The organism is Alkalimonas sp., assembly GCF_020831925.1.
Lineage (GTDB): Bacteria > Pseudomonadota > Gammaproteobacteria > Enterobacterales > Alteromonadaceae > Alkalimonas.
Genome location: NZ_JAFIFQ010000015.1, coordinates 1 through 19,681, shown reverse-complemented (window position 1 = coordinate 19,681; position 19,681 = coordinate 1). Strand labels below are relative to the sequence as shown.

Sequence of the window (19,681 nt, the reverse complement as noted above, 5' to 3'; positions counted from 1 at the left end):
TTCTATGATGCAGCTCAAGGCAGTCTTTGCAAAGACTGCTATACCTAGTAGTCCACCATAAGCAGATTGAGCGGAGTAGCGGCATGCCAAAGCAGCATCAGCGGTTGGGTTGTATTATTCTGGCCGGTGGTCAGGGCAGTCGACTGTGGCCCCTGACCAGCCACTGCGCCAAGCCTGCCGTTGCCTTTGCCGGCCATTACCGGGTGATTGATTTTGTGCTGAGCAACTGCATCAACTCTGGCTGTGATGAACTTTGGGTGCTGGGTCAGTACCTGGTGGATGGCTTGCATCACTACTTGCACCAGCAATGGTCGAAACATCGCTGCCCGGCCGATATTCATCTGGTTAAAACCAGAGAAACCAAACTAAAAGGCACCGCCGGTGCCGTTTTTCAGCAATTGCAGCAGTTTGAACACAGCCTTGCCACGCACCTCTTGGTACTAAGCGCCGATCATGTGTACAAAATGGATTTTCGTCAGATGCTTGATTTTCATCTGGAGCGAGAAGCCGGTATGACCATTGCCGCCATGCCGGTAGCGGCCGAACTAGCACCTCAGTTTGGTGTTATCGCCATGGATAACAACCAGCGGGTCACCGGCTTTTACGAAAAGCCCAGGCCGCACCAAATCAAGCATTTGATTGACAGCAATGGCATGGTGCTGGTGTCGATGGGCAACTACCTGTTTAACCGCTACTGCCTGTTTCAATCGTTGCAGCAGGATTCGAAAAAAATGCTGTCCCGCCATGATTTTGGCCACGATATTATTCCGGCTATGTACCCGAAAGAGCCGGTCTATGTGTATGATTTTTCAAGCAACCTGGTGCCCGGTGAAAGCCAGCACTACTGGCGGGATGTCGGTACTCAGGATGCATTTTTTCAGGCACATATGGATTTACTGGGACCAAACCCGGCGGTCCGGTTGCACAATGAGCAATGGCCTGTGTTTGGCAAGGAGCCTGTAGCACCCAGTTATTTTGCTGGCTCTGATAAAAGCAGCATCCAGGACAGTCTGATTGGTTCCGGCTGTGAGCTATCGGATGCCAGCATTCGCCACTCGGTGATTGGCAGCCATTGCCGGATCCACCGTGGCGCTGAGCTGGAGGATTGTGTGCTGATGGGCCACATCGAGGTGGGTGCCAACTGCCGGCTTCGAAACGTGATCGTTGCAGAGAATTGCCGTATCGCCGAGCACAGCAGCATTGGTTTTAATGCCCGGCTCGACAGCCAGCAGTACAAGCGACTACCTTCCGGGCTGGTGGTAGTTAGCTCCGGTCAGGCCGGTATCAGCGCTTTAAATGACCTGCATTAGCAGTTGTCTCTAGATGGACACTAGCCGCCATGCTGGCGGTACCACTCACCGATAATCAAAGCCGCTGCAACGCTGACATTCAGCGACTCCACCTGGTTGCTGCCGGGAATACGCAGCAAGGTATCGGCTTTTTGCGCCACTGCTTTGGATACCCCAAACATCTCTTCCCCAAACACCATCACCGCCCGGGCCGGCAACTGGCCTTGATACAGCGACTGGCCCTGATGGCTGGAAGTGCTCATGAGCTGGTAACCGGCCTGACGGCACAGCAGCAAGGCTTCCGGTAATATTTCGCAGTGCACTGCCTGCACAAACTCGGCCCCACCGGCCGCAGTGCGCACCGAGGCGCCCGAGTACAGCAACTGGGCTTCAGGCAGCAAGATGGCTTTGACACCAAAATGGGCACAGGTGCGGGCAATGGCGCCCAAATTGTGCGGATTACTGACGCCATCCATCGCCAGGATCAAATCACTGTTGGCGTCTTTTTGCTGGCGCAAATAACGATGCAGTGGCAGCGACTCGGGCTGCTGCACCAGCATCACGATACCACCATGGTGCTGACTGGCGGCCAGTTTATCCAGCTCGGCATCCTCGACCAGATGGTAGGCTTTTTTGGCTTTGGCCAGATACTTCATCATGGCAGCGCACTTAGGGGCCTGCTCAGCATTTAAATACAGCCGGATAATGGCCTCCGGCCGCCTGGCAAACACCACCTGACAGGCTTTTTCGCCATAAATTTTCTGCTCAGCCGGACGTGGCGAAACGGCCCGCTCCGATGCGTGTTTACTTGCCCTGCCAGCCACTGGCTGAGCAGGCCCTCCGGCTTTTTTATGATTTTTTTCCGCCCAGGGTTTTGCGCTCTTTGCCCGTGACGGGCGAGCAGAAGGACGTTTGGAAGAGGGTGCGCCGGACATAAACAACCTTGTGATGCATAAAAACGGTATTGTAGCAGTTGGCATGACAAAACCACCAGAACAGAGTATGCTGTCGCCCCCTTTTTGTTACTGGTTGTTTGCCATGCTCAGCTATCGCCACAGCTTTCATGCCGGCAACTTCGCCGATGTCCTGAAACATCTGGTGCAGGTTGCCATTCTTGAGTACCTAAAGCGCAAAGACAAGCCGTTTTGCTACCACGATACCCACTCTGGTGCTGGCCTGTACAGCCTGACGGGCGAGCATGCCAGTAAGACCGGCGAGTACCAAAGCGGTATAGGGGTGCTGTTTAACCAGGCAGTACCAACCGCACTGGAAGACGGCCCGGTCGGGCGTTACCTACACCTGCTGCACCAGCTAAACCCGGACGGCGAGCTGGAGTTTTACCCAGGCTCCCCATCCATTGCTGCCCAGTTGCTGCGACCACAGGATGCTTTGCAACTGACCGAACTGCACCCGACCGATTATGGCTTGCTAAGCCAGCACCTGGGCAAACGCAAACACTGCCGGATTGAGAAAATGGATGCCTGGGCTGGTATCAAAGCCATGCTGCCACCACTGGCACGACGCGGCCTGGTGTTGATCGACCCGCCTTATGAACTCAGCCACGAATACGACGATGTGGTCAAAGGCCTGCAACTCGCCTTGCAACGTTTTGCCACCGGCTGTTACGCCATCTGGTACCCGGTGATTGACCGTGGTCATATCGAGCGCTTTGTTGCACAAGTTGCCGCGCTGCCTGTAACAGATTTACTGCGGATTGAATGGTGCCCCAAAGCCGACAGCACCGGCTTTGGTATGACTGGCAGCGGTATGCTGGTGATCAACCCCCCCTACCTGCTGGCCGGGCAATGCCGGGCAATGCTGCCCTGGCTGCAACAACAGCTGGGCAATGCCGGCCCGGCACAAGTAACACAGTTAATAGCAGAGGCTTAATTCAATGCGCATTTTATTTGTACTGTCCATTTTGTTATTTTCCGGCGCCAGCCTGGCTTTTGGTCAGATTGGTCATCGCATGATTTGTGAGCTGGCCTATGAGCAACTGTCTGTCAGCCAGCAACAACGACTGGATGCCTTGTTGGCTCATACCGATTTTGACAGTTTTCCGCCCGCCTGTGTCTGGGCTGATCAGCTGCGTGGTCAGGAACAATACGACTTCGCCCGGCCACACCATTATGTCAATATCCGCCTGGAGGATCAGGCCATTAGCATGGATCATTGCCCCGACTATGGCTGTGTGCTGTCGGCGATTAAAGAGCACTATGCGTTGCTGCAACAAGACAGCCAATCGGCCAAAGCGGCTGAGTCACTGAAATTTCTCAGTCATTTTGTCGGCGATTTGCACCAGCCCCTGCACGTTGGCTACGACTTTGACCGTGGTGGCAACGACATCGGTGTGATTTTTATGGGCGAAGTACGCAACCTGCATGGCATCTGGGATACCGGCATCCTGCTGCAACTGGGGTTTCGCGATTATCAGGCCAGCATCGACCGGTTACGCCCACGTTTGAATGAAACCAATTTGCAGCAATGGCAACAGGGCGATGTGCTGGACTGGGCTAATGAGTCCGTTGCCATCGTCAAACAGATCTATGCGGAGCATCAACCTGGCAAGCCTTTGGATGAGCGCTATGCGATGCATCACCAGGACACCATCGAAACCCGGTTGCTGCAAGCAGCAGCAAGGCTGGCCTGGCTGCTGCAACAGCTGTGGCCAGAGCCAGAGGCAAGTTAACCGGCAAAAGCCAAAGCCCGAATCGGCAGCCTGCCCGCCTTGGTTTGCGGGCAGTGCAACACCTGTTCGGTAGCTCGGATCGCCAACACCTGGCCGTTTGCCGCCAGCTCCAGCTCCACCCATTGAGCACCCCGGCCAGGCAGAATACTTTGTCCCAGTTGCAATTGGGCCACTAACTCTTTGCTGAGATTCATTTGCAACTCATTGCAAATGGTTAACTGCCAGTTGGCTTCCTGCTGCTGCAACTGAGCCATGCGGGTGTGGATGGAGCTAGTATGTTGTAATTGCTCTTGCTGACGCTGCCACAACAGCTGCAGCCGCTCCTCACGCCCAACCTGGCTACTTAACATAGTCCTGGGCTCTGCCAATCGATGGTACTGCACCTGCAGGTAATCCGCGCTGGCCGTCCGTTCAATCTGATACAGATCAGCGGTAGGCGACCACTGCATCCAACTAAGCAGCAACAACATCGCCGCACAGCCCATCACCAACTGCGATAATTGCCACCAGCTACGCCAGGCCCCCGGCTGTTTGTCCCTTGCTTCGCACTGTACTAATAACTGACGTTTTAGCGCAGTTGGCATCTTATGGGGCTGTTTCGCCCGTTGATACAATGACTGCAACTCGTCATGCTCTGAAGGTGTCGGCTTATTCATCATGTTCTCCCAAACGCGCCTGCAAAAAACGACGGGCATAGCGCAGCCGGCTTTTCACGGTTTCGTCCAATTCGTTGGTAATGCTGGCAATTTGTCCAACTGAAAACCCTTCCAGTTGCAGCATCAAAGCCTCTCGCTGCAGGAATGGTAGCAGCCGCAAAGCTTGCTCAAAGCGCTGTTGCCTTGCAACTGGCCAGGATTGGGAACATTCAACCTCTGGTTGTGCCAGCTGCTCCGGGCAGGTCGAGGATAGCCAGCGCTGCTGGCGTTTTAACTCATCCAACAAGGCATTGCGGGCCATGCTGAACAACCAGGTTTTGAAACGGCTGTCTGCCCGAAAGCTATGCCGTTTCTCCATTACTTTTAACCAGGTCTGCTGGCAAATATCCTGCGCCAGTGCCGGATCGGACTGGCGCAGTAAAAAATGGTACAGATCATCGCCACAGTGCTGAATCAAACCATCCAACCATTTCGAGGCACCCGTTTTCTGATAGTGCTGCATCAGTTGGTCCGGACACAAGGTGCCAGCCCAGCTCAGGGGTATCGACAGCATAGGCACACTCCTCTTACCAGTCTGTTTTTTCAGCTTAGTTGGCTTCCAGGGTAAAATCGAGCTGCACCTGCAGGTTGGTTTGCTTTATGGCTCTACCATCCACGACTTTGGGTTGATACTTCCAGCGCCGTAAAGCACGCATCGCTTCACGGTTAAACAGATTGGCCGGCTCTGCCGCCACCACCTCAACATCCTGCACGTTCCCTGCTTCATCAACGGAAAAGCGCAACTGCACCCAGCCACTGATGCCCTGACGCGCAGCCTCTACCGGATACCTGGGTTCTACCCGTACCAACGGATTGGCACTGCCATCTCGCATTGCCATTCCACCCCGATCTGGCGGATCTAATCGGAGGCGGTCCAATCCAGGTGTAAAACGCGTGGTCAGATCCACCACCTGATCACTGGGTTCTGAGTGAAAGGTCATGACTTCGGGTTGGATGATTTCTGGTCGCGGCGGCAGTGGTTGGCGGATCACCGTTGGCTGCTCATCCGGCGTTTGATAGACAGTAACAGAGATGCTTGGCTCAGGTGGCGGGCGCACACCAACGGGCGCCTTGACCAGGTGGTGCATCAATAAAAACAAGCCAAAAGTCACGCTGACTGCGCTGATAGAACATAACGTTAAGCGAGACAGCTTGGTGGCGGTCATCTGCTCGGGGTAGGTGCAACTTGTCATAAAAAAGCTCCTCAGAGGGGTGTTATTGCTTAGACGACTGAGGAGTCTTGGCGGGGTTAAATTTTTTTAATTAGCGTATCCAACCCTGATGAATGCGCTTGAAGGTCTCGGTTCCGGCGCATTCCAGCCATTCAAAGGCCAGCATTTCGCGGTTAATAATAATAGCGCCAGCTTGTTGCATGCGCTGCAACGCTTGCTCTTTGTGTTTTGGCTCGCGCGAGCCAAGCGCATCTTCGACCAGATAGACCTGATACCCTGCTGCTAGCAAATCCAGCGCAGTTTGCAGCACACAAACATGGGTTTCGGTGCCAAGCAGAATCAGTTGCTTGCGCTCCAGCTCATGCAGCCTTTGGCGCACCGCCGTTTCCTTGTAGGCACTAAAGTGCATCTTTTGCAGCACCGCATCATCAGGCAGTAGTTCCGCCAAGACGGGTACCGTGTGGCCTAAACCTGCCGGATACTGCTCGGTGGCCAGCACCGGCACATCCAGCTGCAGCGCAACCTGCAATACCCAGGCAGCGGCATTTTCAACCTCTCGGTTTTCCGAAATGGCTGGCGCCAGCCGCTGCTGGATATCAATCAGCAGCACCAGGCTTTGATCACGGTCTATCAACATAGCGTTCTCCTAAGCAAGTATTCGAACAGAGTGACAAAGCAAGCGACCGATTACCAGCCGACCTTGGTCGTAGCTGTGATTTAACTCTGTCCGCGCCACTGGGCGAAGCACTCCGCCTCGTCTTTGTCTTTATTCAGTAGCAGCCGGGCCAGCACTTTATCGGCCTCGCCGGCCTCGCCGGTTAAACCAATCCAGGCTTCAACATAGTCACCATCTCCCAGCGCGACCGGGTACAGATCTTCCCAGCTGTCATCCGGGGTTTTTAAGTCAACAAAACCACGGCTCAGATGCTGTTGCTGGTACTCGGTGTAATCGGCAGCACTCAGATTGTCTGAGGCCAGCTCTTCAAATATATCAAAGGCGTGATCGCACAGCTCATCCAGCGACCACTGCAAAGGTTCTGTCATGGTGATTTTCCAAAGAATTGCTCTGGCGCTATGATAGCAAGTTTCCCGCTAAGGCACAGCCTGATACTATAGCGACATTGTTGTTGCTTTGATAAACCCGATGACCAGCACTTTGCCCTACACCAGTACTTTGTACCGCTGCCCGCTTTGCAGAGAGCCACTGTTTCCCGAAGCAAGCACTCCCGAGCAGAACCTATTCAGCCAGAGTGTGTCCAAACAAACATCGTACCGCTGTATCAACCGGCACCACTTTGATGTCGCCAAAGAGGGCTACCTCAACCTGTTGCCGGTGCAGCATAAGAACTCGAAGCAACCAGGCGATAGCAAGGCCATGCTGCAACAGCGGCGGCAGTTTTTAGAGTCCGGTGCCTATCAACCTCTGGTCAGCGCTTTGGCGGAACAGCTGCAGCATTTGGCACCCGCCCGAATGCTGGACTCCGGTTGCGGTGAAGGCTATTACAGTGCACAGTTAAAAGCAGCACTGCCAGCGACTGAGTTTGCTGGTATGGATATCTCCAAAAGTGCTATTCAGCTGGCTGCAAAGCGCTACCCGGATATTGCCTTTTGTGTTGCCAGTGCTAAAACCTTGCCTTATGGTGATCAGCAGTTTGATGGCATGCTGGTACTGTGCGCTCCCTTTGAGCTGGCGGAAGTGAAGCGCTGCCTGCGCCCCGGTGGTTTTTTAATGCTGGTTACTGCAGCGCCGGAGCACTTATTGCAGTTTAAACAAACGATTTATAAAGAGGTACGGCTGCACAGTGATGCTGTTCAAGCCTTGGCTGGCTTTCAGCACGTGAGGCGCCAACACTGTCGTTTTATGCTTGAGCAGTTGGGTGCAGACGCTTATCTAAGCTTGCTGGATATGACTCCGCTTGGCTGGAAACTGCCACAGCAACAGAAGCAGCAACTTTGCCAAAGCTTGACGCAGCTGCAGGCCGATTTCTATATTGATAGCTACCAGTACGGATCCTAATGGCAATTTGAGCCGTATGGAAGCAAGAATGATTTGAACAGGAGCACGCTGTGACTTACCCCCGCATCCTTGGATTTGCCGGCATCGTACCATTTTATCTGAGCCTGATAGCTGTGCTGTTATGGCCGCAAAGCCAGTTGGCGCTGGTCGCACTGATTGGCTATGGTGCCGTCATCCTAAGCTTTTTGGGTGCGGTGCACTGGGGCATGGCGATGCAGTTACCCGATCAGGTTCAGGCCAGACGCAGTTATGTGTTTAGCGTGGTACCGGCTTTACTTGGCTGGCTGGCACTGATATCACCTTATCAACCTGCGTTGATTGTGCTGGCAGCCGGTTTTGGCTGGGTCTGGCTGCGTGAGTACCAGAACCCTCCGGCGACGATGCCGGCCTGGTACCGGCAATTGCGCGGTGTACTGACTGCCTCGATACTGCCAGCCTTGATTTTAGGCGCCATTTTTAGTGGCTAAGCAACAAACCCAAACACGCCCTAATCATCTTCGGTGGTGAGCAGCTCACTCAGTTGCTCTGCTTCGGCCAAATGAATGGCATCAAACACCCTTGACCAGAAATAAGTGCTGAGCTCACTGACAATATTGCTTTCCGCATTGAGCAAGATAACCAGACCTACCTGGCGATCACGCGAGTAGGCCACATCGGCCCGAAAACCACGTACCCAGCCGCCATGATAGACCAGCTCTTCATCACCAAACTGGTAAACCCGCCAGCCCAAGGCATAATGCGCATCACGAATAAACTGCCGCCAGTGTCCTCGGCGTAAATCCCGCACCGTACGAACCCGTTTATCGGTGATGGTGGCCAGCAGATGCTCTGGCATCACATCCGGATAATGACCCAGCTGCGCCATCACCCAGTGGCTCAAATCCATCGCGCTGGCATTGACCCCAGCCGCAGGGGCAAAGCGGTAGTAGCTTGGCACGACGGTACTTTGATACCAGCCGCCCCGCGCCCGGACATGCGGCATGGCTTTGTTTTCAGTGGCCATAAATGGATCCATCCCCACCGATGCTGTCGGCATTTGTAAAGGGTCAAAAATCAGCTCCTGCATCAGGGTGGCATAATCTTTTTGGGTGGTTTGCTGCACGATGGGCTCAATCAGGCTAAACAGCACATTCTGATAGCCATAGCACTCGCCAGGCGTGCACATTGGATCCAATTGCCTGAAATGAGGCAGAATACGCTCTGGCAACACATTGGCTTCAATCATGTTGTCATAAGCATTGGGAATGACCCCGGTGGTCTGTGCCAGTAAGTGCTCTACCTGTAAGGCTTTATTGTAACGAGCCGAGCGAAACGAGAAGTCCGGCACGTAATTCACCACAGGATCATCCCAGTTGAAGTAGCCCTGCTCAGCCAGCACCGCCGCCAAACCTGCAGCAAAGGTTTTGGAAACCGAAGCAATACGAAATACTGTGAAAGGATCGACCGGATCGGTAGAGCCCCGAGCGCGCACACCAAAACCACGCACCCGCACAATTTGATTGCCTTCAATCACCGCATAGACACCACCAGGGATTTGATGCTCGGCCAGTTGCTGCTCAAAATGACGATCAAAATACTCCGCCACATCGGCAACCGGCGCAGCCAGCAGAGCCATACTAAACAAAGCACTGCAACATCCACCCAGTACACTCAAGGACCTTAGCATAGCGGTCTACTTAAACTCAGCTGTAGCACGAAACAGCGGCTGATTATTCATGAATGGAACCTGCTCTGCTGCATGACAAGCCATACAAGCAGCTCTGGCCTGCAAAAAGCTGGCCTGGATTGTTTTTTTATCGTCTGTCGCCAATGCCTGCCCTAACTCTGGCCAGCTGCTCTGCAAAAACATCGTTTTGGCATTTGCTGCCCGGCCAGGGCGGCGCAGGTAGCCAAGTTCGATGGCTGCACCTAACTTATCCCAATGATAGCTGGCGAGCGGATAGTTCTCATCGACTATCGCATCATACGTATGCTGGTAACGATCACCAACCTCAGCCATAGCGCCGGAGAACCCGGCAAACATTTTCTCAATACGTGCAAAGCGCTCTTCATCGGAAGCCGCATCCAGCAGCCAGTGATTGCTGGCAGGTTTCTGAGCTGCTTGCAGTGGTACCATGCCAAGTATCATGGCTGCCACTAAGCTGATCATCAATTTGTTCATGCTGTCCTCCAAGAAGTCTGTAAACAGGCGCTTAAAAACTCACGCGCTTGTATTGGCGGTACTCTGGCCGCCAGAAGTTGGCTTCGATGCTATCCTGCAGCTGATTGTCACTTATTTCAAGTGCCAACCCTTGTTGCTGAGCAACTTTACCCACAGCAAAAGCAATGCGCTTACTCAGCTCCGCCAAAGCAGTCAGCGATGGCAGCAACTCCCCTTCTCCGGTATTGGCCAGTGGCGAGGCAGCAGCCAGTGTTTCACTGGCTGCCATCAGCATCTCATCGCTAATCCGCTTAGCTTTGACTGCAATCACCCCCAGACCAATGCCCGGGAAAATATAACTGTTATTGCACTGCGCAATCGGATAGCTTTTACCCTGATACTGCACCGGCTTAAAAGGACTACCAGTGGCGATAATCACATCGCCATCGGTCCAGGCAATCACTTGCTCTGGCTGCGCTTCCACCTGACGTGATGGATTACTCAGCGGGAAAATAATCGGCGTTTTGCAGCCTTTGTGCATGGCGCGCACCACCTGCTCACTAAAAAGCCCAGGCTGACCAGACACACCAATCAGCACCGTTGGCTCGGCGCAGTGCATTACATCCAGCAAGGAAGCATAATCGCCACTGAAACTCCAGTCCGCCAGATCAGCTTTGGAGTGCACCAGCTTTTGCTGGAAATCACGCAAATCAGCCATGCCTTCGGTCAACAAGCCAAAACGATCCACCATGTAAATACGGCGACGCGCTTCGGCATCGGTTAAGCCTTCTGCCATCATTTGGGTAATGACTTGCTCCGCGATACCACAGCCAGCAGAGCCTGCACCCACGAAGACTACTTTTTGCTCAGATAGCTTTTGCCCCTTCGCCCGGCTGGCTGCCAGCAAAGAGCCTACCGTCACTGCAGCCGTGCCCTGGATATCATCATTAAAGCAACAGTAACGATCCCGATAGCGCTGCAAAATCGGCATCGCATTGGGCTGGGCAAAATCCTCGAATTGCACCATCACATCAGGCCAGCGTTTATAGACCGCCCGCATAAACTGCTCGACAAAAACATCGTACTCAGCCTGGCCGATGCGTTTGTGTCGTGCCCCCATGTACATTGGGTCATTCAATAACTTTTCATTATTGGTGCCCACATCCAGCACCACCGGCAGCGTGTAAGCCGGGCTAATGCCACCACAGGCGGTATACAGGGATAACTTTCCTATGGAAATGCCCATACCACCTATGCCCTGATCGCCAAGGCCAAGTACCCGCTCGCCATCGGTTACCACAATGACCTTTACTTTGGATTTGGTGGCGTTGCGTAAAATAGCATCTAATTGGTCACGCTCTTCATAGGAGACAAACAAACCACGCTTACTGCGGTAAATATCGGAGAATTTTTCACAGGCATCACCGACCGTTGGGGTATAGATGATGGGTAACATTTCTGGCAAATGCTGTTGCACCAACCGGAAAAACAGCGTTTCGTTTTTATCCTGGATCGCTCGTAGGTAAATGTGTTTGTTGATGGTATTTTCGAAACTGGAGTACTGCATGTAAGCACGTTTTACTTGCTCTTCAATGCTCTCATAACGCGGAGGCAATAAGCCGGTCAAATTAAATGATTCGCGCTCTTTTTTACTAAAAGCGCTGCCTTTATTCAATAGCGGTGTTTCCAGCAAAGCCGGGCCGGCATAGGGAATATAGAGCGGACCTTGTTGCCTGGTCGTCATAACTGCGGTTCCTTATCCTGAAAAACTGTTCATAAGCTGGCGGCGGAGTATACCCGATTGCGCCAGCAGCGGCCAATCATCAGCAAAGCCAAAGCTGGCAGTAGCCAAAACAAGGCACCACCTGATGTACTCGTTGAGCCCGAGCCTCCAGCTTGAGGCTGCACCGTTATGCTAACCTCGGCACTACTGCTACTCCGTAAATCGTTGGCGGTGAGTCGAAACCGCAGAGTTTGTGTCTGGCTAGATACAGGACTGGTAAAGCTGGTTTGTAAACCAGTTGAATTGCTAAGCTGCACCGTTGGGCCTGCTATTTGCAGCCAGCTATAGTGCAAAATTTCGCCATCTGCATCGCTGGCACTGCCTTGCAACTGCACCTGACTACCAGCGCTGACCGAACGATTCTCGCCAGCAGACACTACAGGCACCTGATTCGGACAGTCTTGATTCACTTCAAGGAAGCTAATAGCCTGCAGCCACTGGTAATAAGCGCTGTTGCGCGGCTCACACAAACGTGTGTCCAGATAGCTAAAGCCTTGCAACTGGCTAAGCTGGGTCAGGCTTGATGGCAAAGTGCCCTGCAGATTATTGTCGGACAGATCCAGCCAATTCAATGCAGTTAAATTGCCGACAGTCGATGGCACACCGCCACCGAAGAAATTATCCGCCAATACCAGCTGTTGCAACGCACCCAGTTGCCCCAAGGTCGCTGGCAAAGCACCGCTGAAACCATTTTTACTCAAATCAAGCTGCTGCAACCGGCTGGCGGCTTCAATACTGGCAGGAAGCGTCCCAGTCAGGCTGTTAGCAGCCAGGTCCAATACGGTTAGCATCGGCAAGGCACTAAAATCAAGCTGCAAAGTGCCACTAAGGTTGTTCTGCGCCAATTCCAGCGCTGCGATGTCACCCTCCTGGCAACGTACCCCATACCAGCTGCAAATGGCATTGTGCTGCATCCAGCCACTGCGCTCAAACCAACCTGGGCCCTCGGTCTGATAAAAGAAAGCCACCAGAGCATCGCAGCTTGCCTGCGGCACTTGCGTTACATTTTTCTCGGCGCAGAAATTCAATTGTTGTGTTTCTACCCGAACCTCGCCATCCGGGAATTGCAGGGTGGCCGCTGTGCCGTCAAACCACCAGCGGCCGCTATGAATACCATCACCGGTGAAACGGTCCTGACTGTTGCCATCATCGCGCAGCTCAATGCGATCATCACCAGGCATCACCACAATATCTGCCACTGGTTCGGAGCCTAAGCAATTGATGCCAAGCAACTCAATATCCAGCCAGCTGTCCGGTGTTAAATACACAATATCAGTACTGGGTTTGAGCCGTCGAAACAGCTGCTGTGAGGTGCAGTTAAAAGCACCTTCATTGCCATCTGCCGCCAATGCCATCTGGCCGGTCATGGTGTAACGCTCAATGCGGCTGTCGCTGGCAGGGGCACTGCCTACCAGTAAGTGATATTTCAATCCCTGGGTATCCAACTCGGGCCGGGCCGACTTGAGTAAGGCAGCCAACCCCGTTACCACAGGAGCTGCCATCGAGGTACCGGATGAGGTGGCATAACCGTTGTTCAGATAGGTGCTGAGCATTTGCACACCCGGCGCTGACAAACTGACGTGGCCACGGCCAAAGTTACTGAAATCGGCTAACTGACCGTCTCTATCGTGTGCCGCCACACTGATCACATTCGGCAAGTCAAAAGCCGCCGGGTAAAATGGCAAACTGCTGGCGTTATTACCGGCACTGGCGACAAACAAAATACCGGCGTCATGATGCTTTTGCACCGCCTGATACAAGGCAGAAGAAAAACTGGGTGAGCCCCAGGAATTGTTGGTAGCGACAATCGGAATACCATGATTTACTTTTAAATCCAGGATGTAATCCAGGCACTCAATGGCATCGCTGGTAAAGCCTTCACCCAAATCATCCAAAAATTTGCACGGCAGGATTTGCAGCTGCCAGTTCACCCCAGCAATCCCCCTGCTGTTGTTGCCAGCTGCCGCGATAATACCTGCAATTAAAGTACCATGCCCATCATCATCCATCGGATCCGAGGTATCGTTGGCGGTATCAATGCCGCGAATATCATCAATGTACCCATTGCCACTATCATCCTGGCCATTGGCTTGTTCGCGTGGGTTTTGCCAGATATTGGCTGCTAAATCCGGATGATTGTAATCAACACCGGTATCAATCACTGCTACCACCAACTGCTGACTACCGGTGGTTTCGGACCAGGCCTGTTCTGCCTGAATACCTGGTAATGCTTGTAAATACCATTGCTGAGAATAGCGGGGGTCATTGGGCTGCTGGGTTTTGCGTACTTTGTAATCCAGCTCGACCGAGCGAACACCAGGTAATGCCTGCAGCTCTACTTTGGCCTGTTGCAGGCTTAAACCAGTAGGACGACCAACCACAGCTTGATCAGGAAATTGGGCAAATCGTCTGGCTTGGTGAAGCTTTTGCTGCAGTGGCCCAGCTAACTTGGCTTGCATCGACTGCGTTTGCAAGCGTTCCGTGCCAGCATCAAAAGTTACGATCAGCCGCTCGGGATGATAATCGGAAACTCTTGGTTCAGCTTGAGCCGATGCTAAGCTTAACCCCAAAACCAATCCACTAAACAGCCATGCTGTTTTATTCATCGTTAACCTCTGTAAAACGACTTCAGTCTAAGCATAGTACCTTAGCATGCGACAAAGCGATCATTTTTCAGGGTAAAGCACACAGCTTTACACAACCTTTACGCTGTATGGTATTGGCGGCGAAAGCAAAGCTTTCTATAGTCTGAATATTACCAAGCCCAATCATCAGGAGAAGTCTGTGCGCTATTGGATCAGTGCGGCTGTCGTAGTCGCTGTTGTCGTTTTTTTGTGGTGGCCTTCGTCATCCAGCGAGCGCTTAGTCTATCAAACTCAGGCCCTGAGCCGGGGTGATATTGAAAGTGTGGTCAATACTGCAGGGACCACCCGTGCCGTAGTCACGGTGGAGGTTGGTTCGGAAGTCTCCGGCCTGATTACCGCTATTTACGTCGATTTCAATGCCGATGTGGAGCAAGGCCAGCTCATCGCTCAACTGGATGATCGCAGCTTTCAAGCCAGGGTGCGTCAGGCTGAAGCGGATATTTTGATGAGCGAAGCCAATGTGGCGCAACAAGCCGCCAATGTCACCAAAGCGGAGGCTGAGCTGTCGCGGCTGGAGCGCGCTTATCAGCGCCAATTGCAATTGATGCAGCAAAACCTGACCAATCAAACCGAAGTGGATAATGCACTGGCCAATTTTGAAGTGGCCAAGGCGCACATTCTGGTCAGCCAGGCACAGCTGCAAAGCGCCAAAGCGCAGCTCACCCAGCGTCAGGCACAGCTAGAGCAGCATCAGTTGGATCTGGCCCGCACTCAGATCCGCTCACCGGTCAATGGCACCGTCATTGACCGCCAGGTGGATGTCGGCCAAACGGTAGCAGCTAGCTTATCGGCCCCCACCTTATTTACCATTGCGCAGGATTTGTCGCAGATGCAAATCGAAGCCGATGTCGATGAAGCCGATATTGGTAAAATTGAAGCCGGCCAACAGGTACGTTTTCAGGTAGATGCACACCCAGACAGGCAATTCCAGGGTGTGGTGTCGCAGGTGCGAAAAGCCGCTACCAATGTTGCCAATGTGGTGACTTACAAGGTGATTATTGATGCGCCAAACCGACAGCAACTGCTGCTGCCGGGGATGACGGCCAATCTGAACTTTATTATTGGCCAGCAACAAGATGTACAGCGCATCCCGAATGCCGCCCTGCGTTTTCGCCCAACCGGAGCCCAGCAAAGCGGCCAGCAGCCGGCCGATCGCACTGCCGAGCTGTTGCGCCAGCTCGATTTACCGGCCGATAAAGAGCGTCAGGTACGGCGCATGCTGCAAGAGTTTAATCAGAACCTGCAGCAACTGCGCAACCAGCAAAGCAACAACCCAATGAGCAATCCCCGCCAGGCTTTTCAACAAGCCCGCCAGGCGCTGACCAATGAACTGCGGCTGGTGCTTAGTGAGGAAGAGTTCAGCCGTTACCAGAGCCTGATGGCCGATCAGCGCCAACAAGCGCAGGGCCGCGGTGAGCAAGGCCGGATGGCAGAAGTCTGGGTATTGAATGCCCGACAAGAACCCGAACTGCGCCGGGTACGGGTAGGTCTTGCCAATGATGAGTTTACCGAACTGATGTCCGGCGAGCTTGGTGAACAAGAGCAAGTCATCGTGCGGGCGGTGAGGACAGAGCGATGAGCCAGCCGGTCATTGAAAGTCTGGGGCTGACCAAAACCTACCGCATGGGCTCACAGCAAGTGCAGGCGCTGGCTGGCGTGGATGTACAGATTAAGCAAGGCGAGTTTATCGCAGTGATGGGCCCTTCCGGCTCGGGTAAATCAACCTTTATGAATATGCTGGGCTGTCTGGACTCGCCAAGTTCGGGGGAAATCCGTATTCAGGGTGAAAATGTCACGCACTTATCAGCAGCAGAACTGGCCCGCATCCGTAACCGCTACATCGGTTTTGTCTTTCAGCAATTTAACCTGCTGCCCCGCACCACAGCCTTGGATAATGTGCTGTTGCCGCTGTTGTACCGCAAGGATCACGATGGCACTGAGGATTTTGCCAGCGAGTGCCTGCATCGGGTCGGTCTTGCCGAGCGGATGGATCACCACCCATCCCAGCTCTCCGGTGGTCAGCAACAACGGGTGGCCATCGCCCGGGCTTTGGTCAATCAACCGGCGGTGGTGCTGGCCGATGAGCCGACCGGCGCTCTGGATACCGAGACCGGCCTTGAAATTATGCAGCTGTTTCAACAACTCAATCAGGAAGGAAAAACCATTGTGCTGGTGACCCACGAGCCGGAAGTAGCCGCTTTTGCCAGCCGGCAACTTATCTTCCGTGATGGTCGTTTGCAAAGTGACAAACAGGTGCAGGCCGAATCGGCCAGTGAGCATTTAGCCCGCTACCGGGCCCAGAAACAACAGGAGGGGCTGGCATGAAATGGTGGATGCTTTGCAAAGTGGCCTGGGTGGCACTGCAGGTCAACCTGATGCGCAGCATTTTAACCATGCTGGGGATTATTATCGGCGTGGCTGCGGTCATTATCATGCTGGCACTGGGCGCTGGTGCTCAGCACGAAGTCGATCAGCAAATTAAAAACCTGGGGGGCAATGTGTTTGTGGTGTTCGCCCGCGGTCGTGCCAGCTCGGGTGCCCGTGGCGCCAGCGGCTCGGTGCAAACCTTAACCGAGATGGATGCCGAAGCCATTGAGCAGCAAATTCCCCAGGTCAGTGTGGCAGCACCCACCATCTGGGCCAATGCCCAGGTGATTTACGGCAATATGAACTGGGCGCCAAGCGTACGCGGCGTCGACAATCGTATTTTCCCGGCACAGAACTGGCAGCTGGCGCAAGGGCGCGAGTTTTCCGCGGCAGAACTTAATAGCGCCGGCCGGGTTGCCATTATCGGCGCGACGGTTCAGCGCGAGCTGTTCGGTGCCTCCGATCCGATTGGCCAGACCATTCGGGTGGATCGCACGCCGGTTACCGTGATTGGGGTGCTGGATGCCAAGGGCCAGAATACCCAGGGCAACGATCAGGACGATTTAATTTTTATGCCACTCGATACGGTGCGTAAACGCATTGCCGGCATGACCCTGGCCAGCCCGCGCGCAGTGCGCTCCTTGATTGTGCAAGTGGCCGATGAACGCGATATGGCGCTGGTAGAGCAAGAAATGGAAGCCCTGCTGCGCCAGCGGATGCGTACTACCGGCACCGATGCGCCCTTTCAGATCCGCAATTTATCGGAAATGGTCGAAACCCGCGCCCGCACCATGCAAATCTTTAACGGCCTGCTGGCCGCCGTGGCGTCAGTGTCCTTGCTGGTGGGCGGTATTGGCATTATGAACATTATGCTGGTATCGGTCACCGAGCGCACCCGTGAAATCGGCCTGCGCATGGCGGTTGGCGCCGAGCCGGGTGATATTATGCGGCAGTTTTTAATAGAAGCCATGCTGCTGTGCAGCTTAGGCGGCCTGCTTGGGCTGAGCATCGCGGTCCTGGTCACCCGCAGCTTAGAGAGATTCGCCGGTTTGACCGCCATTATTCAACCGGAAGTGGTACTGCTAAGCATCGGCTTCTCGGCGCTTATAGGCATTTTCTTTGGCTACTACCCGGCCCGCAAAGCCTCGAAGCTGCAACCCATCGATGCACTGCGGCATGAATAATGAAAAAAACCAGAAAGCGCTGTGCCTTGTTCGCTGTGTGTAAGCCATCTAGACTTAACTGCTTTTTCAAGTAAGGAAAGATAGATGCTTGCTCACCATGAAAACCGAATGAACAGCACAGCGCAAGATAGAGAGCGTCGCCGCTTTGTTAAAATCCTGGCAGGTGCCGGTCTGGTGCTGGGCACAGGTATCGCAAGCCCCCTATCTTATGCTACCAGCGGCCCTCAGCCGGGTCTTCAACTGTTTACGGTACGAGACTTAATGCAGCAAGACCTGGGTGCTACTTTAAAGTTAGTAGCCAACTTAGGTTATAAAGAGCTGGAATTTGCCGGTTTATTTGGACAGCCTGCCACTGTGGTGGCGACATGGCTGGCAGAGTTTGGTTTGTCGGCCCCTGCTGGTCATGTGTTACTAAAACCCATGTTGGAAGATACCAACCGGGTGTTGGATGATGCACAGGCTTTAGGACATCGCTATGTGGTCATGCCGTTTTTATTTGAACATGAGCGAGATGATGGCTTATGCAGTTACCAGAAACTTGCTGAGCAATTAAACCAATTAGGTGAAAGGTTCCAGGCTGCAGGCATACAGTTGGCTTATCATAATCACGACTTTGAGTTTGCCACTATCGACAACAAGACGCCCTACGAAGTTTTACTGACGCAAACAGATGCAACTTTAGTGAAAATGGAAATGGATTTGTATTGGGCTGCCAAAATGAAGGTAGATGTTCCGGCATTATTCAAACGTTACCCCGGGCGCTTCCCGCTATGGCATATGAAAGATATGGCGACTGATGGTAACTTTGCAGATCTGGGCAAGGGAACCATCGATTTTGGCCCTGTAGTAGCAGCGGCAGCTATTGCTGGCTTACAGCATGCTTTTGTTGAGCGGGATAGCACCGATGATGTAAATGCCACCCTTAAGCAGGGTATTGCTGGCTTTCAGCAAATCTTTGCCTAACCAAAAGCTCTGACGGATTTCGTTTTGATGCCATAGAAAGCCTATGGCTGACTTCAGCATCCTCATCATTCAAGGTATCGCTGAGAATAATCGCAGCTTCTCCCGCATTAGTCCCATTTCAGCTGACAGCTGCTTAACCTACTGCTGATTTTATGGCATGGTTGGCTGGATAAATAAAATAGAAAAACCAACTCAGGAACCTTGTATGACTACCTCCAAAACTCTGCTGGCGCTGGCCGTCAGTGCGCTGCTCGGTAGCGCCTCGCTGCAGGCTGAAGAAGCAAAAAATGCAGCAAACGATGCCCAAGAGACCAAAGGCTGGCAAGTCAATCAGCCACAGGGCGAATTTAAAACCGTGACCATTTCCACCAGCCAGGGGACCTGGATGAATGTGGATGTCAGCCCGGATGGCAAAACCCTGGTGTTTGATTTGCTCGGCGATATTTACACCATGCCCATGAGCGGCGGTACAGCCACAGCCCTGACCAATGACATTGCCTGGAATATGCAACCGCGCTTTAGCCCGGATGGCAAGCAGATCGCTTTTACCAGCGATCAGGGCGGTGGGGATAACCTCTGGATCATGGATCTGGATGGCAGCAATGCCCAACAGGTCACCAACGAAAGCTTCCGCTTACTAAATAGCCCTGCCTGGAGCCCGGATGGTGAGTTTCTGGTGGGTCGTAAACACTTTACCGGCACCCGCTCCTTAGGTGCCGGCGAAATCTGGCTGTACC

19 protein-coding genes and 1 pseudogene are annotated in these 19,681 nt (G+C 53.4%); 10 read left to right on the top strand and 10 right to left on the bottom strand.

Annotation, left to right across the window (positions count from 1 at the left end):
* Positions 1–83 precede the first annotated feature (83 nt).
* Entirely contained in the window at positions 84–1,310 is a 1,227-nt protein-coding gene (locus tag JJU14_RS06625) for a sugar phosphate nucleotidyltransferase (RefSeq protein WP_228611827.1), read from the top strand.
* A 20-nt stretch (positions 1,311–1,330) separates the two neighbouring features.
* Here JJU14_RS06625 and JJU14_RS06620 read toward each other — a convergent pair whose 3' ends face one another.
* Positions 1,331–2,224, bottom strand: a complete 894-nt coding sequence (locus JJU14_RS06620; RefSeq protein ID WP_228611825.1) for a tRNA/rRNA methyltransferase — start codon at positions 2,222–2,224, stop codon at positions 1,331–1,333.
* A gap of 103 nt (positions 2,225–2,327) precedes the next feature.
* Between JJU14_RS06620 and rlmJ the strand changes: the two genes are divergently transcribed.
* A complete protein-coding gene (gene rlmJ / locus JJU14_RS06615; protein WP_228611901.1) occupies positions 2,328–3,179 on the top strand; it encodes a 23S rRNA (adenine(2030)-N(6))-methyltransferase RlmJ in 852 nt (283 codons plus the stop codon).
* Between the two features lie 4 nt (positions 3,180–3,183).
* Complete coding sequence (locus tag JJU14_RS06610) at positions 3,184–3,978, top strand: S1/P1 nuclease (RefSeq protein WP_228611823.1); 795 nt, start codon at positions 3,184–3,186, stop codon at positions 3,976–3,978.
* Here JJU14_RS06610 and JJU14_RS06605 read toward each other — a convergent pair.
* The 5 genes from JJU14_RS06605 to JJU14_RS06585 all read right to left on the bottom strand — a co-directional run bounded on the left by JJU14_RS06605 (position 3,975) and on the right by JJU14_RS06585 (position 6,889).
* Positions 3,975–4,634 (bottom strand): hypothetical protein, encoded by a 660-nt coding sequence (locus JJU14_RS06605; protein WP_228611821.1) that lies wholly within the window; start codon positions 4,632–4,634, stop codon positions 3,975–3,977. The genes JJU14_RS06610 and JJU14_RS06605 overlap by 4 nt on opposite strands.
* Complete coding sequence (locus JJU14_RS06600) at positions 4,627–5,187, bottom strand: sigma-70 family RNA polymerase sigma factor (RefSeq protein ID WP_228611819.1); 561 nt, start codon at positions 5,185–5,187, stop codon at positions 4,627–4,629. The genes JJU14_RS06605 and JJU14_RS06600 overlap by 8 nt, the downstream gene beginning before the upstream one ends.
* Positions 5,188–5,221: 34 nt before the next feature.
* The gene (locus JJU14_RS06595) at positions 5,222–5,866 is read right to left on the bottom strand and encodes an energy transducer TonB (protein ID WP_228611817.1); all 645 of its coding nucleotides are present in this window, start codon (positions 5,864–5,866) and stop codon (positions 5,222–5,224) included.
* A 70-nt stretch (positions 5,867–5,936) separates the two neighbouring features.
* Positions 5,937–6,482, bottom strand: coding sequence for a hydrolase (locus JJU14_RS06590; RefSeq protein WP_228611815.1), 546 nt, complete (start codon positions 6,480–6,482; stop codon positions 5,937–5,939).
* 80 nt (positions 6,483–6,562) lie between these two features.
* Entirely contained in the window at positions 6,563–6,889 is a 327-nt protein-coding gene (locus JJU14_RS06585; RefSeq protein ID WP_228611813.1) for a DUF440 family protein, read from the bottom strand.
* A 100-nt stretch (positions 6,890–6,989) separates the two neighbouring features.
* Here JJU14_RS06585 and JJU14_RS06580 point away from each other — a divergent pair, with 100 nt between their 5' ends.
* Together JJU14_RS06580 and JJU14_RS06575 are read left to right on the top strand one after the other, a co-directional pair.
* Positions 6,990–7,862, top strand: coding sequence for a putative RNA methyltransferase (locus JJU14_RS06580; RefSeq protein WP_228611811.1), 873 nt, complete (start codon positions 6,990–6,992; stop codon positions 7,860–7,862).
* Between the two features lie 50 nt (positions 7,863–7,912).
* The gene (locus tag JJU14_RS06575) at positions 7,913–8,329 is read left to right on the top strand and encodes a DUF3429 family protein (RefSeq protein WP_228611809.1); all 417 of its coding nucleotides are present in this window, start codon (positions 7,913–7,915) and stop codon (positions 8,327–8,329) included.
* A gap of 20 nt (positions 8,330–8,349) precedes the next feature.
* Here the strand turns inward: JJU14_RS06575 and JJU14_RS06570 are convergent, their stop codons facing one another.
* Genes JJU14_RS06570 through JJU14_RS06555 form a run of 4 tightly spaced genes read right to left on the bottom strand, consistent with a single transcriptional unit; the run spans position 8,350 to position 14,391 of the window.
* Positions 8,350–9,528, bottom strand: coding sequence for a serine hydrolase domain-containing protein (locus JJU14_RS06570; protein WP_228611807.1), 1,179 nt, complete (start codon positions 9,526–9,528; stop codon positions 8,350–8,352).
* A 6-nt stretch (positions 9,529–9,534) separates the two neighbouring features.
* Positions 9,535–10,023, bottom strand: coding sequence for a hypothetical protein (locus tag JJU14_RS06565; protein ID WP_228611805.1), 489 nt, complete (start codon positions 10,021–10,023; stop codon positions 9,535–9,537).
* A gap of 31 nt (positions 10,024–10,054) precedes the next feature.
* The gene (locus JJU14_RS06560; protein ID WP_228611803.1) at positions 10,055–11,746 is read right to left on the bottom strand and encodes an NAD-dependent malic enzyme; all 1,692 of its coding nucleotides are present in this window, start codon (positions 11,744–11,746) and stop codon (positions 10,055–10,057) included.
* A gap of 29 nt (positions 11,747–11,775) precedes the next feature.
* Positions 11,776–14,391 carry a S8 family serine peptidase gene (locus JJU14_RS06555; protein WP_228611801.1) on the bottom strand — a complete coding sequence of 872 codons (2,616 nt, stop codon included), beginning with the start codon at positions 14,389–14,391 and terminating at the stop codon, positions 11,776–11,778.
* Between the two features lie 178 nt (positions 14,392–14,569).
* On the opposite strand from JJU14_RS06555, the gene JJU14_RS06550 reads away from it, so the two are divergent.
* From JJU14_RS06550 to JJU14_RS06530, 5 genes and pseudogenes are all read left to right on the top strand, one after another.
* Positions 14,570–16,009: an efflux RND transporter periplasmic adaptor subunit gene (locus JJU14_RS06550; RefSeq protein ID WP_228611799.1), complete on the top strand. Its 1,440-nt coding sequence runs from the start codon at positions 14,570–14,572 to the stop codon at positions 16,007–16,009.
* A complete protein-coding gene (locus JJU14_RS06545) occupies positions 16,006–16,755 on the top strand; it encodes an ABC transporter ATP-binding protein (protein ID WP_228611797.1) in 750 nt (249 codons plus the stop codon). Before JJU14_RS06550 ends, JJU14_RS06545 begins: the two co-directional genes overlap by 4 nt.
* A complete protein-coding gene (locus JJU14_RS06540; protein WP_228611795.1) occupies positions 16,752–17,981 on the top strand; it encodes an ABC transporter permease in 1,230 nt (409 codons plus the stop codon). The genes JJU14_RS06545 and JJU14_RS06540 overlap by 4 nt, the downstream gene beginning before the upstream one ends.
* An 84-nt stretch (positions 17,982–18,065) precedes the next feature.
* The gene (locus tag JJU14_RS06535) at positions 18,066–18,944 is read left to right on the top strand and encodes a sugar phosphate isomerase/epimerase (protein WP_228611793.1); all 879 of its coding nucleotides are present in this window, start codon (positions 18,066–18,068) and stop codon (positions 18,942–18,944) included.
* Positions 18,945–19,149: 205 nt separating this feature from the next.
* Positions 19,150–19,681 (top strand): annotated as a pseudogene (locus tag JJU14_RS06530) (amidohydrolase); the annotation flags it as partial.